Consider the following 12,364-nt stretch of genomic DNA (forward strand, 5'->3'; position numbering starts at 1 on the left):
ATTTCACGCTCCATTTCCAAGCGTTTTACTTGTGCTTTTAACTTACGGATCTCGTCCTGCTCTGGAGTTAGTTTACCGTTTCCTCTAAATGCATGGCCATCATCATTTTCTGCCTCTTTTATCCAACGGCCCAGAATCTGAGGAGTAATCTCTAAGTTTCTAGCTGCTTCTGCAATATTGTAATTTTGCTCTCTTACCAGCGCAATGGCATCAAGTTTGAACTCTTTTGAATAGGTTTTACGTGTTTTCATTTCAATCTCCAGTTAAATCAATTATGTCTTAACTGGGTTAGTCGAATCAATTAAACCACGTCACCTGGTAATTAGAAAAGATAGACTAAGCAGTCTGCTCCCATTCCTTAAACGAGAAAATCGGCCCCCCCAAAAAAAGTAAGACCTTAAACGCCAATGACTTTGCGACATTTTGCAAGTTAGTGCAGCCCCAAAAATGATTACCTGCGTTTTCCTCTTTTTGGCTTTCCTTAAACAGCATTTCCGAACCGCATTTAGGGCTAAGTTAATTTTTAAACACCGCATTAAAGTGCTAGACTGCCTGCAGCTAAACAGGAGAACACACAAATGGCTAAACAGAAAAAAACGGCAAAAGCTCCAAAGCTGAGCCAGGAACAAAAGCAGACAGACCTTGCACGAGGTACGATCAACCACTCTGCGCTTGGTGCACTAGTAACAAGCAAAGTTTTCTGCATGAGAGTCGTGAAAGCGAAAAAAGGAAAAGGCTCATTCAATCGTAAAGCAAAGCACTCAGGGAAAGAGTGTTATCAAATAGCGGCTTAATCCACCAGCCGTTATTTGATAACATTCTTTTTCATATAGTTTCACTAGTTCCCATGCTCCGCGTGGAAATTCATATAAACGAACCACCAGACACAAACCTATACATTACTGCGCAGACATGAGAACGAGGTAACCCCTTGGCTATTAATTTACACCAATAACTTTTCTACATTGAGGGAAGTTAGTACAGCCCCAGAACTGATTACCGGCGTTCTTGCCTTTTTTCGCTTCTCTTAATGCCATGGCAGATCCGCATTTAGGACAAACAGGCTCTGAGTTTTCCTTTTCGTCGATAACAATGTCAGTCGGTTGTTTACTTTGAATAATGGTTTTCACATGCTGATTATGCGCCAAGTTAGTTTTCAAGCCGCGAGATAAGCGCCCCGCTTCAATAACCGATACAATCTCGGTGACTTGTTCAACAGTAAAATGACGTTCATTTTTCGTTTTAATATATTCAACACAGCCACGCGCATAAGTGACATTTTCCGGCATAGTTGTTTTAAAGGTACTGTCACCGATAAACACAATCACCGAATAGATAAGATCACTTGGAATGTTTAAACAACTCGCTAATGTTTGCGTGTGTTTGTAATTTTGATGAAGTGGATTTTGAAACTTACCGGTGTATTTGAAAATCTTCTGCGTCCACTGCTTCTGCTTAGCATGACCAAAAATCCAGCCTTTCATATTCTTGGTTTCAATTACAAACACACCAAACTGCGAAACCACAATATGGTCGATTTGTGTTGTACCATTTTCGGTTGGCAAGGTGACATTTTTGATTAGAGTATACTGCTCCTGCGGCAGGAACTTCTTTAATAAAAAGTTAACCAGAAACTCACCGAAAGCGCCTTTAAACCAAGCTGATTTTAATACTAAAGGTAAAATAAATAGCGGTATCACAAACCAATACAAACTTAATGATTTAAAAATTAAAGAAGCAAAATCCATTTTAATTCCTTGGATGTTTTGTTTTCAGTAAAAAAGCCCCCTCGCTTCCACAAAATCTGTTAGTTAAGGGGAGAATGTTTGGATGTCCCAATTAGTCTTTCACGATTTAAAACGTGGCTTATTTATTCACTAATAACTCTGCGACCAAAGCAGGCACTTCGACACTTGCTTTCCCATAACGTTTTTCTTCAAATTGATTTTCCGTCGCGCTAGGCTCTAAATTAATTTCTAAGGTGTGCGCTCCATGCATCTTAGCAGCCTGTACAAAACCAGCAGCAGGATACACGTTGCCGGAAGTACCGATAGCAACAAACAAATCAGCTTTTTCAATAGCTGATTCAATGGCATTCATTTCAAGAGGGATCTCGCCAAACCAGACAATGTGCGGACGTAACTGCGCGGGCGTTTTACAACAACTACACAAATCCCCCGTGACAATGTCACCTTTATGCTCCACGACCTCTTCCGAAGCACTGCAGCGGGCTTTTAGTAACTCCCCATGCATATGAATAACATTGCTATTACCGCCCCTTTCATGCAGGTCATCAATGTTTTGCGTAATAATGGTCAGGCAGCCGGAAAATCTGGCTTCTAACTCGCCAAGCGCCAAATGTGCAGCATTGGGCTGTATGGTTATTTCCTGTAGTTTACTGCGCCTTTGATTATAGAAATCCTGCACAAAATCAGGATCCGCAGCAAAACCTTCAGGGGTCGCCACATCTTCTACGCGGCAATTTTCCCAAAGCCCGTCTGCAGCTCGAAAGGTTTGAATACCTGACTCAGCTGAAATGCCGGCACCAGTCAGGATCACGATATTTGTATAGGGAGGTGTCATAATAATTTCTCTTAGGCTAATTGTTAAAAATAGCACTTATTTTGTTGTGGAACAGAGGTAATGGTCATTCGCTTAGTGCCGATAGAATAACATTTTCTAGGTCGATTTGTGTCCTTCCCTGCTCAAAAAGCTCACTCACTAACGCCCCAAAAGCGCCCTAGCACAGACACTGATTATTGAAAGTCAAAAAGAAAGACCTGCCCCTCGGCCCCCATTTTCATTCTAAAAAAGAGTAAAACTCACCCAACAAAATTAGTTTATTAAAGGTTAAAATGTTTGGGTGTCCAAAATTAAAACTTTTTCAGTTCTAAAGAAAAAACACCAAAATCCGCTCCCACAAAATCAGCTTCTTAAGAGAAAAAAGGTTTGGGTGTCCTCAATTGGCGGTAATTAATGAGCACAGGAATATCACTCTAAATAGATGACAAATGTAATTAACCTAAAATGGTTAAGGGGGGGTAATTTCTCTAATATAGGCAGCCCTCCTTCAGCTACCTACAAATTTATGGTTAATACTATTCAACCACGACAATTCACCTTGTCGATTAGCTTATTGGTAAGGAGTAGCACTAGAGCCGATGATGTGGTATCCCGCTTCAACCCTGCCAACTTCACGTTGTTGTGTGATCATTTTTCCTTCTAAATACACCACATCCCATAAATCAAGATCGGGGGCGTCTTGAGGAAACGTCACATAAATGATCTGGTTTGACGGCGGTGGAGGCGTATGCACACAAGATCCATAATTAGGTACCAATAAGAACTCAGTAACCTTGTCTGCATCGCCTTCAAGAGGAATGATAAAACCCGGAATTCTAACTTGTTTACCGTTTAATTCAGGTCGTACCATTCCCTGCTTTGACTGCATATTCTTTAATTTACCCGCCGTTAGCTCACTGGCAACCCTTTCTGATTCAGGCACAAGATCAATCCATTTTAACTGCAATGTTTCTGCATAGGAGGTACTTGCCCCAAATAAAGAAAAAAGTAAAAAACTCAACACAATAGTAAGTTTATAAGCTTTACAAATGACCAAATAGGTCTGATTTATTATATTTTTCATTGTTTAAATCCTTATGGTCATGCCATCGCTTAACGATTGGCGGTAAGCTAAAACAGCAGGAATAATACCAATAATAAGGCCGCTTAACTGGATACAACCTATTAACATAAGTTCATAGTTAGAAAGTGTCATTAAATTGATTGCCAGTCCGTAATGTTGTTGAATGAGAGGACTCGCCATAGCAAGGATCAAATATAATAATCCCATGCCAAGTAAAATGCCTAAGCCGCAGATAATGCCGCTTTCAAGCACTAACAAACTGAAAATATGCTGAGGCCTTGCCCCCAATGCACGCAATATAGCCATTTCCCGTCGACGTTCATTTAAGCTGGTTAATAAACTCGCTAACATACCTAAAAATCCCGCAATCACCACAAAAATAGACACAATCAAAAGTGCTTGTTCGGCCACAGACATCAATGACCAGAGTTCGTGTAAAGCGATGCCTGGTACAATGGCGCTCAGGGGTTCAAGACGATAATCATTGATCTGTCTTTGCAGTTTGAAGGTGTGGATTTTAGATTTAAGCCCAACTAAGAATGCAGTAATTTGCTTAGGTTCAAACTCCCTGCCTTTTAAACTATCGGCACTGGGGGCATGACCTAAAAAGGCACCGGACTCCCATCCCACATGAATGGCTTCAATCGCAGCAAGTGAAACATGAATCGTTTTATCAACAGGGGTGCCCGTTGGCGCAAGTACGCCGACGACTTTAAAGGGCAAGTTATCGTGCTTAGTAAAGCCTACATCTTTCATTCCGTGGGCGAGGATTATAGGGCTTTGAAGCTTATAGCCTAGTGTCTGTGCTACATCCGCACCAATAACAGCTTCAAAAAGTTGATTAAAAGCTTTACCTTGAGAGAAGGTAAGCGGCTGCTTTTTACCAAACTTATAATGTTTAAAATAATCTGTATTTGTACCTAAAACACGGAACCCTTGATGGGAGTCTCCCAATGAAAACGGCACTGTCCACTTAACACTTTGATGATTTTGGAAATCTCGGTAAGTTTTCCAATCAATATTATTGGTGGCATTACCAATACGAAAAACAGAATACAGTAACAAATTAATTTGACCTGAGCGTGCACCGACTACCAGATCCGTGTCGGAAATGGTATTAGCAAAACTATTTTTAGCTTGCGTTCTAACTTGCTCAACACCCAGCAGCAGCAAAACCGAAATGGCAATGGTAAAGATGCTCAGTAATATTGTCGTTTTACGGTTTAACAGGCTATTAAACGCCAGTCGAAGAAGATTTTTCATGCACATTCTCCTTGCTGGTTAGCATCTGTTTTTCTCTGTGCGTTTTGATTCATTTGAGCTAAATCTATTGTTTGATCAAATAAGGGTTCTAGCGTGGGATCATGACTGACAAAAATAAGCGTAGCTTCGCTGCGTGCCACTTCCTGCATAAGTAACTTAATAAAAGCTTCCCGGTTATCATGATCCAGTGCAGAGGTGGGTTCATCGGCAATCACTAAAGACGGGCTGCCCATTAGCGCTCTTGCTGCTGCAACTCTTTGCTGCTGCCCGATACTTAAATGACTGGCTTTTTGATTTTGTATGTCCGTTGGTAAATTTAAAGCGGTGAGTAAACGAATCGCTTCACTGCGAATAGGATCTTTTGCGGATGAATACTTGGTAGTAATTTTTTGTTTACGTTTGCTGGAAAATTCACAAGCAAGGCAGACATTATCCACCACGCTTAAATAAGGTAATAAATTAAACTGTTGAAAAATATAACCAATATTATCAGCTCTAAATTGATCTCTCTGACGTGGTTTAAGCTGACAAATATCGGTGCCCAATAAGCTGATCCGGCCTTTTCCCGGGGTATTTATCGCAGTTAATAAACTCAGCAAAGTGGACTTGCCAGAGCCGCTTGGTCCCCTCACAAATAGATGTTGTTGTGAACGGATCGTAAACGTTGGAATATCTAAAATAATGTGGTCGGCTTTAGGCCAACGAAACTGCAGATCTTTTAATTCAATGGCCACTGGTATTTCTTTGTTCTGGCTCATCGCAAATATCTCTGATGTTTCAATCAACGGGTTTTGAAAGTCTGTCATGTGTTTTCCCATACTCAGCAAGTAAACCAGGCCACTTGCTGAGTATTCATGCAATGAGTTAAAAATTAATGTCAGTATTGGTTGTTGTAAGCTCGAGCACTTTTTGGCTCTGCTCCGTTAGCAAATTGACATGAATCTCTTGCGTATTCGGGAAATACTTAAACCAGCTGTTTTTTATTTTAGAGAGTGATGCAACGTTCTCACAATGGTACTGATAGCTAATTTCAAACGCAGCATGTCCGTCTTCATCATGATGCTTATCTTCACCATGGTGCTTACCTTCATCATGGTGCTTATCTTCATCATGGTGCTCGTCTTCATCATGGTGCTTATCTTCATCATGGTGCTTATCTTCATCATGGTGCTTATCTTCATCATGGTGCTTATCTTCATCATGGTGCTCGTCTTCATCATGAGCAGAAAGAGATTGTTCAATCAAACGATCGCTAAGTTTGCATCGGGCCGCTTGATCAAAGGAAAATAAATCTCCTGGTGTTTCTAAACGAGCTAAAGCCTGTTTCAGAATTTCTTTTTCCTGGGCAGTCTCAGGTGCATGTTCAAAACCAACAATATCAGCACCAGGAGCGGAAATGGCTAAGATCAAATCTTTCCCCTCCTGGGCTATATCAAACCTCACTTCACCATGCACATGGGCTTGGTGGTTTCTTGTTTCTTCTGTACTGTGGTGATCTGCAAAAACGCCCGCAGACGCGCATAAAGCTGCTAGTGCAGCCAATTTTGATTTAGCTATCATAATTATTCCAAAATATAAATTAACGGGTATGGCTTAAGTTAATGAATTCAGGAATCTTGGTGGTGAACGCGCTCTTCGGCTGGTAGGGATCGTTGAATGGAGAGTGGGAGTTTCCTGTATAAACACTGCGACTTTAACAGGTATAATACCGGGAATAGCAAGAGCTGGCACTAATCCTAGCTGTAATCCTGAAAACATCTCACACTGGTGTGCATGATGGTAATCCTCATCAAAACTGCTTTCATGGATAACCGTCATCACACCTAAAGACAAAGTGCAAAGCAAAGCCAATATAGAAAAGGCTTTTAGGTGTGTGGATAAGTTCAGCATAATTGATCAATGGAAACGAAGATAATTGTTATAATATAACATAACATAAAAATAAACGTAATAGTTTAATATTATTGCATCCGGAACTGTGCGGTTTGCTCAGTCTCTTACCTTCAAGACATTGCTTTCCATAAAAACATCAAACATTGACCAAAAACAAACTGTCGGTTAATTCATAGATCAACTTCAACAACCTCCGAAGTAGCAACTTGCGTTTTTAGCTTTTATTATTATCAACCAACGGTACAAATCTTACCTTCCGCAAAATGGTTTAACGTAAACCACCTAAGCAACTCTATTATCAATTCAATCAGAAACAAAATCCCGCTCGATAACCGCGTTACTAGGTAACTGAAAGGTTTTTAATATTCTTTCTTTAGGAAGATAAACAGTGATTTCTTGTCCTTTTTTATCCAACAGCAAGCCATTAAACTGCACCGATTGCTCCGCGTTTTTATAAGTAATTCGCGAACACAGAAGAACACACAAATGGCTAAACAGAAGAAAACGGCAAAAGCTCCAAAGCTGAGCCAGGAACAAAAACAGACAGACCTTGCACGAGGTACGATCATTCAATCGTAAAGCAAAGCACTCAGGGAAAGAGTGTTATCAAATAGCGGCTTAATCCCTCAGCCGTTATTTGATAACATTCTTTCACTCGTTTCCAAGCTCCTTTCACTAGCTCCCATGTTCCGCGTGGGAATTCAACCAACCAATACCAATTAGGTGTTGTTTTTTTGTCAAATCAAACAATGAAATTTGACACCAGACTCTCCAAATTACAATAAAAAGCCTTTTATTTGATCATTTGTTTTGATTTACCTTGCCATATGTACTCACTGGATAAATACTAAGTACTTAGTTTGCCTGAATTGATTTCAATAACTCTAATTATGGATGTATGTACTCTTTTTTATTGACGGTTTTACTTTCAATATTAGACAACGGTATTGTTTGGTAAGTAGAGTTAATGTCATTCGTTCGTGCTTTATCTGCATGAAAACAGGAGAAGGTATGGATAAGTATAAAGTTACAGCAAATACTCTTCATCTTAGGAAAGAACCATCCCTTGAGGGGGAAATACTTGGCTATCTTATAAAAAATGAGGAAATATCAAGAATATCGATATCTGAAGATGGGTATTGGTACCAAATAAGAAGAGAAAATAATATTGCTGGGTGGGTATCACATAAATATTTGGGAAAGGTAGCAGAACATGTCACTTCAGACTTAAACCGACCATGGATACATTATGCAAACAATGAAATCGGAGTTAAAGAGTACAGAGGGGAAAGAGATAACTCTAGAATTGTTGAATATTTAAAATCTACTTCGCTTGGTACTCCATACAATGAAAATGATGAAACTGCATGGTGCTCTGCTTTTGTCAACTGGTGTGTCGAAAGTTCTGGATATGAAGGAACAGATTCAGCATGGGCACGAGATTGGTTAAATTGGGGAGAGAGAACTAACAATCCAGAAAAAGGAGATATTGTGGTATTTAGTAGAGGTGATGGAGGCCATGTTGGTTTTTACATCGAAGAAAATAATAATGAAATTATAGTATTAGGAGGGAATCAAAGTAACGCAGTTAAAATAAGCCCTTATCCAAGATCTCGTGTGCTTGGGTATAGAAAACCTGGTGAATAATTAGTCGTTTTTATCTAAATTTAAAGGATCTATTATGAGTAGCACTAGTATTAATTCAGTAATTACCGAACTTTTCAACGCACCTCTTCAAGCAGCCGTTAAAGCAGATGCTGAATATCTAAAAATCTGGGCACAATGGCTAACATTTAAAAAAAGCCTAATGTTTAATAAAGACAATGGCATGCCAATTGAGGGAATAGACATCGACGAAGTCTTAAAAACAGCACCTATTGTAGAGCTGAACGGAAATATTGATCTTGCTATAACTATGCGTATAGCAGAGGTAAAAGAAACGAACGGATCGTTATCTGGTGGTCTTTCTGTCGGTCCTATCTATGCTAGCGGAACATATGGGATAAGCAAACAATCTACTCACGAAAGTTTATTTCAGGCTGCCAGCACATTTGTTTTATCAAACCAAAAGAAAGATTTGGCTGACTACTTAAATAAACATAGTTTGACGATTGCAACAGCTAGTGATGTAGATAATGTTGTCACCAAACTGACTGAAGCCGCAAATCAATTACCAACAAAGTAGGGCTTATGTTATGAGTAACAAGCATACCTCTAAATCAACTAAATCAGATGATATTTCATTAGATGATCTCCTAGTTAATTTACAGAAATCACTTAGTAGAGTGAGTGCAAGATCAGGAGATGTACCAGATGACCAGTCGCGTTCATTAATATATGGAGATGTTGACTTTTCTATCGAATTGAAGGTTGATGGAGAGCAAGATAAACTGCAAGTAAGAAAGGACGGTGCAGTTAAGCTTTCCATTAGTGGGAAAATTAGCATTGACATAAGGGATGAGGAAATTGAATAAACAAGCTCTCACAGAAAATCATAAACCAATTGCATCAGTATTTAACTCTGTAGTTAAAGGTGTACAAGACACTTTGAATACAAGCAGACTACAATCAGCCGTTGATATTGAGCTTAACTTTAATCAAGTTACTATTAGCAAAAAAGGAATTCCTCTCTTTACTAAAAAAAAGGAGCAGACTGAAATGAGCATAAAGCTTGCGACTAGAGTGATACCGTCCTCTAAATAAATACGTAAAAAACTGGATCTAAAAGTGCAAAAGAGCCGGACAGCCAAATACAATTTCCCATATTTTATGGTTTAAATATATCAGTACATGTGGTTAAGCCTTGCCTTTTAGATCATCTGCCCCTTTGCTTGTTCGATCTTAGACTAGGTCTGAATGGCACTGTAATTTTGTGCCAACCACGAGCTATTTCCCCCTGTAAAAATTTCTGTCTAACAGCTGTTATTAAACGTAGTCTTAAGATGCCCTTCAAACGCAATCATCTATGATATCATTAGCAAAGGTAGCTGTTCATCACAAGAAAAGTATATGAGGAATAAATAACCAAAGTGATTTGGAATTCTACTACATTGAATTAATTGCAAAATCAAAGTTTCCGTATAGCTACTCTAACGAAAATACTTGTATTCACACTATGTCGGTTAAATAACCTTCAATATTAATCATAACGTACTAAGTTACCTTAACAATAATCAAGGTTTAACTGAGTAAATATAGAATATAACTTCACTTTAACTGTATATATAATCATAATACGCGCTTACTAAGTTTTTTATTCTCAACGGCTTTTCAAAGTTCGTTATATATTTGTTTTGGAAAAGTATTAATGCCCATCAAAGCTCAAATTATCGATGTATTCGCCGGACCAGGTGGTCTAGGTGAAGGTTTCTCTGCGTATAAAGATGAAAATGGTAATTTTCCATTCCAAATAAAAATATCGGTTGAGATGGAACAGTATGCACATAAGACACTCAGACTAAGAGCTTTTACGCGCTATTTTACCCATAAAAAATGCACGTTACCTAAAATTTACTTTGATTACGTATCCGGTAAAAACCCCCTGCTAGGAAAATTATTAGAATTTCGCTTCTGGGAACTAGATGTTACTGAAAATGATAAAAGAGACTGGAACTTAATTTCACCTGAATTTTATTGTCCTAAAGAATTCGAAGAAGCAAAACTACTCTATAAAAAAAATTGGACTGAAACTCTTGTCGCTATCAAAACTGCAATTTATGAAGCAAGAAGAATGACCCTTGGTAAAGATAAAAAAGATATTCATAAAGCAATACAAGAACAAATCACTAAAGATGCTCCAACCATCCTGATAGGTGGCCCTCCTTGCCAAGCATTTTCTACTGTAGGTCGCTCTCGCCGTAAAGGCCACGTAACAAACAACGTAGTGACAACTAATGATTCGCCAGCAGTTTGGGATCAAGATAACGATGGTCGTACATGGCTATATAAAGAGTACATTAAAATTATTAATGATTTTGAACCTGAAATTTTTGTTATGGAAAATGTAAGAGGCATGCTTTCAGCAAAAGTAATAGGAGAAAATGACGAAAAAGTTCATGTTTGGAAACGGATTTTTTCAGACCTAAACAAACCATCAAATGTACTAGGAAATAAACAAACAAAACTTGAATATGACATCTATTCGTTAGCTAATGACTCTAAGTTTACAGGAAATACTGAAGATTTACTTCAGCTTAATGGCGCAGACTTTGTTTTAAATGCTAAAAATTACGGTATTCCACAAGCTAGAGAGCGAGTTATTTTGCTTGGAGTTAGAAAGAATATATCTAAAGCTTTAAGTAATAACTTTGTAGCGATGCTTCAAAAAATTAGTAAACAACAACAGACACATGTTAGCGACGCCATAGGTAACTTACCTGTTTTAAGAGCAGGAGTAGGTCGACAAGAACACCCATTTAACGGAAAAGATGCTCCTAAACAATCATCAGTAAAAAAAGCTGATGAAATTACGTTTTGGAAAGAAACATTGAACCATAAACTAAATGATGCTGTCACTCGATTAAATAAAAGCAATAATTCACACCAGCAAAAAGTTTGGAACATCTTAGAGTATGCGTATCGAAATCATTTATCACTTATAAATAAAGATCAGACATTTAAAAATGTATTCGAAACGGATTTTAAATCAACAAATTCATCAATTAACAAATTTTCAGAGTTTACATTTAGTCGAGTAGTTACTTCTAATAGCGGTAAAGCCAATAAAGAAGGGGTGAAATACTTAATGGATTGGTATGATCCAAATAAGCAAACCCAAATGATCTTAAATCACGAGACGAGAAACCACATGGACTCTGATTTATGCCGTTATATCTACTCTTCAAGCTATTCGTTAATTAAGCCTGAAGAAAATGAAAGAGTATATCCGAGACTACTTGAACTCGAAGAGGCTGGGCTTGATCCTAAGGGCCATAAAAATAGAGAATCGTTTATCGACCGTTTTCGTACTCAAATCTGGGATAGACCTGCCACAACAATTACGAGTCATATATCGAAAGATGGACACTACTATATTCACCCTGATCCGAGTCAAATGCGCAGTTTTACCGTAAGGGAGGCAGCTCGCATTCAGACGTTCCCTGACAACTATTTTTTTGATGGCCCCCGAACAGCCCAATTCATTCAGGTCGGTAATGCAGTGCCACCACTACTGGCTAATAAAATTGCGGGAGTTGTGCATAATATTTTTAAAAATAATCAATAGTGTGAATACCGTTTACATAAAACATTAAAACAAACTGACCTGGTCAACTTAATTCAGTCACCCTAGTTAAGTTCTTTAAGCTACTTCTTTTAATGGTTTAGCCATACGCTCAAATTCATTGGGACTTTGATAATTCAGGTATGAATGCATCCGTTGGCTGTTGTACCACATTGTGATGTAATTCAGTACATCTTGCTGAGCTGCATAGCGCGTTCGATAATTGCGCCAGTGAACTCTTTCCTGTTTCAAGCTGCCGAAAAAGCTTTCTGCTACTGCATTATCCCAGCAACATCCTTTTTTGCTCATACTACCTACAAACTTATGCAACCTCAGTATCC

The 12,364-nt window shown here is 38.6% G+C and carries 15 protein-coding genes; 6 read left to right on the forward strand and 9 right to left on the reverse strand.

The genetic code is table 11. The features are described from left to right. On the reverse strand, positions 1 to 251 hold a 251-nt coding region (locus tag G327_RS0123120; RefSeq protein WP_019617056.1), incomplete at its 3' end, for a transposase. 327 nt (positions 252 to 578) lie between these two features. Between G327_RS0123120 and G327_RS0123130 the strand changes: the two genes are divergently transcribed. Beyond that, positions 579 to 794: an alternative ribosome-rescue factor A gene (locus tag G327_RS0123130; protein ID WP_019617187.1), complete on the forward strand. Its 216-nt coding sequence runs from the start codon at positions 579 to 581 to the stop codon at positions 792 to 794. A 144-nt stretch (positions 795 to 938) separates the two neighbouring features. Here G327_RS0123130 and G327_RS0123135 read toward each other — a convergent pair whose 3' ends face one another. The 7 genes from G327_RS0123135 to G327_RS27590 all read right to left on the reverse strand — a co-directional run bounded on the left by G327_RS0123135 (position 939) and on the right by G327_RS27590 (position 7,237). Continuing rightward, entirely contained in the window at positions 939 to 1,748 is an 810-nt protein-coding gene (locus G327_RS0123135) for a nuclease-related domain-containing protein (protein ID WP_019617188.1), read from the reverse strand. Between the two features lie 118 nt (positions 1,749 to 1,866). After that, the gene (gene cobB, locus G327_RS0123140) at positions 1,867 to 2,583 is read right to left on the reverse strand and encodes a Sir2 family NAD+-dependent deacetylase (RefSeq protein ID WP_019617189.1); all 717 of its coding nucleotides are present in this window, start codon (positions 2,581 to 2,583) and stop codon (positions 1,867 to 1,869) included. 550 nt (positions 2,584 to 3,133) lie between these two features. After that, a complete protein-coding gene (locus tag G327_RS0123145; protein WP_019617190.1) occupies positions 3,134 to 3,646 on the reverse strand; it encodes a DUF3299 domain-containing protein in 513 nt (170 codons plus the stop codon). Positions 3,647 to 3,649: 3 nt separating this feature from the next. Further along, positions 3,650 to 4,909, reverse strand: a complete 1,260-nt coding sequence (locus G327_RS0123150) for an FtsX-like permease family protein (RefSeq protein ID WP_019617191.1) — start codon at positions 4,907 to 4,909, stop codon at positions 3,650 to 3,652. Next, positions 4,906 to 5,667: an ABC transporter ATP-binding protein gene (locus G327_RS0123155; RefSeq protein WP_026339518.1), complete on the reverse strand. Its 762-nt coding sequence runs from the start codon at positions 5,665 to 5,667 to the stop codon at positions 4,906 to 4,908. The genes G327_RS0123150 and G327_RS0123155 overlap by 4 nt, the downstream gene beginning before the upstream one ends. Before the next feature lie 106 nt (positions 5,668 to 5,773). Then, positions 5,774 to 6,469 carry a zinc uptake protein ZrgA gene (zrgA, locus tag G327_RS0123160; RefSeq protein WP_019617193.1) on the reverse strand — a complete coding sequence of 232 codons (696 nt, stop codon included), beginning with the start codon at positions 6,467 to 6,469 and terminating at the stop codon, positions 5,774 to 5,776. A gap of 636 nt (positions 6,470 to 7,105) precedes the next feature. Then, positions 7,106 to 7,237 carry a hypothetical protein gene (locus G327_RS27590; RefSeq protein WP_019617194.1) on the reverse strand — a complete coding sequence of 44 codons (132 nt, stop codon included), beginning with the start codon at positions 7,235 to 7,237 and terminating at the stop codon, positions 7,106 to 7,108. Positions 7,238 to 7,813: 576 nt separating this feature from the next. Here G327_RS27590 and G327_RS26330 point away from each other — a divergent pair. The 5 genes from G327_RS26330 to G327_RS0123195 all read left to right on the forward strand — a co-directional run bounded on the left by G327_RS26330 (position 7,814) and on the right by G327_RS0123195 (position 12,026). Beyond that, positions 7,814 to 8,449, forward strand: coding sequence for an SH3 domain-containing C40 family peptidase (locus G327_RS26330; RefSeq protein ID WP_019617196.1), 636 nt, complete (start codon positions 7,814 to 7,816; stop codon positions 8,447 to 8,449). A gap of 34 nt (positions 8,450 to 8,483) precedes the next feature. Beyond that, positions 8,484 to 8,987, forward strand: a complete 504-nt coding sequence (locus G327_RS0123180) for a hypothetical protein (RefSeq protein ID WP_019617197.1) — start codon at positions 8,484 to 8,486, stop codon at positions 8,985 to 8,987. Between the two features lie 10 nt (positions 8,988 to 8,997). Further along, complete coding sequence (locus G327_RS0123185) at positions 8,998 to 9,276, forward strand: hypothetical protein (RefSeq protein ID WP_019617198.1); 279 nt, start codon at positions 8,998 to 9,000, stop codon at positions 9,274 to 9,276. Further along, complete coding sequence (locus G327_RS0123190; protein ID WP_019617199.1) at positions 9,269 to 9,505, forward strand: hypothetical protein; 237 nt, start codon at positions 9,269 to 9,271, stop codon at positions 9,503 to 9,505. Before G327_RS0123185 ends, G327_RS0123190 begins: the two co-directional genes overlap by 8 nt. A 604-nt stretch (positions 9,506 to 10,109) precedes the next feature. Further along, positions 10,110 to 12,026 carry a DNA cytosine methyltransferase gene (locus tag G327_RS0123195; protein WP_019617200.1) on the forward strand — a complete coding sequence of 639 codons (1,917 nt, stop codon included), beginning with the start codon at positions 10,110 to 10,112 and terminating at the stop codon, positions 12,024 to 12,026. Between the two features lie 75 nt (positions 12,027 to 12,101). Here G327_RS0123195 and G327_RS0123200 read toward each other — a convergent pair. Then, the coding region (locus tag G327_RS0123200; protein WP_157601286.1) for an IS3 family transposase at positions 12,102 to 12,364 on the reverse strand (263 nt) is incomplete at its 5' end.

Source organism: Psychromonas ossibalaenae ATCC BAA-1528, assembly GCF_000381745.1.
Classification (GTDB): domain Bacteria; phylum Pseudomonadota; class Gammaproteobacteria; order Enterobacterales; family Psychromonadaceae; genus Psychromonas; species Psychromonas ossibalaenae.

Bases quoted from the DNA above. Each gene is read 5' to 3' on its own strand.
- G327_RS0123130 (WP_019617187.1), top strand. From the start codon at position 579: ATGGCTAAACAGAAAAAAACGGCAAAAGCTCCAAAGCTGAGCCAGGAA.
- G327_RS0123135 (WP_019617188.1), bottom strand. From the start codon at position 1,748: ATGGATTTTGCTTCTTTAATTTTTAAATCATTAAGTTTGTATTGGTTT.
- cobB (WP_019617189.1), bottom strand. From the start codon at position 2,583: ATGACACCTCCCTATACAAATATCGTGATCCTGACTGGTGCCGGCATT.
- G327_RS0123145 (WP_019617190.1), bottom strand. From the start codon at position 3,646: ATGAAAAATATAATAAATCAGACCTATTTGGTCATTTGTAAAGCTTAT.
- G327_RS0123150 (WP_019617191.1), bottom strand. From the start codon at position 4,909: ATGAAAAATCTTCTTCGACTGGCGTTTAATAGCCTGTTAAACCGTAAA.
- G327_RS0123155 (WP_026339518.1), bottom strand. From the start codon at position 5,667: ATGAGCCAGAACAAAGAAATACCAGTGGCCATTGAATTAAAAGATCTG.
- zrgA (WP_019617193.1), bottom strand. From the start codon at position 6,469: ATGATAGCTAAATCAAAATTGGCTGCACTAGCAGCTTTATGCGCGTCT.
- G327_RS26330 (WP_019617196.1), top strand. From the start codon at position 7,814: ATGGATAAGTATAAAGTTACAGCAAATACTCTTCATCTTAGGAAAGAA.
- G327_RS0123180 (WP_019617197.1), top strand. From the start codon at position 8,484: ATGAGTAGCACTAGTATTAATTCAGTAATTACCGAACTTTTCAACGCA.
- G327_RS0123185 (WP_019617198.1), top strand. From the start codon at position 8,998: ATGAGTAACAAGCATACCTCTAAATCAACTAAATCAGATGATATTTCA.
- G327_RS0123195 (WP_019617200.1), top strand. From the start codon at position 10,110: ATGCCCATCAAAGCTCAAATTATCGATGTATTCGCCGGACCAGGTGGT.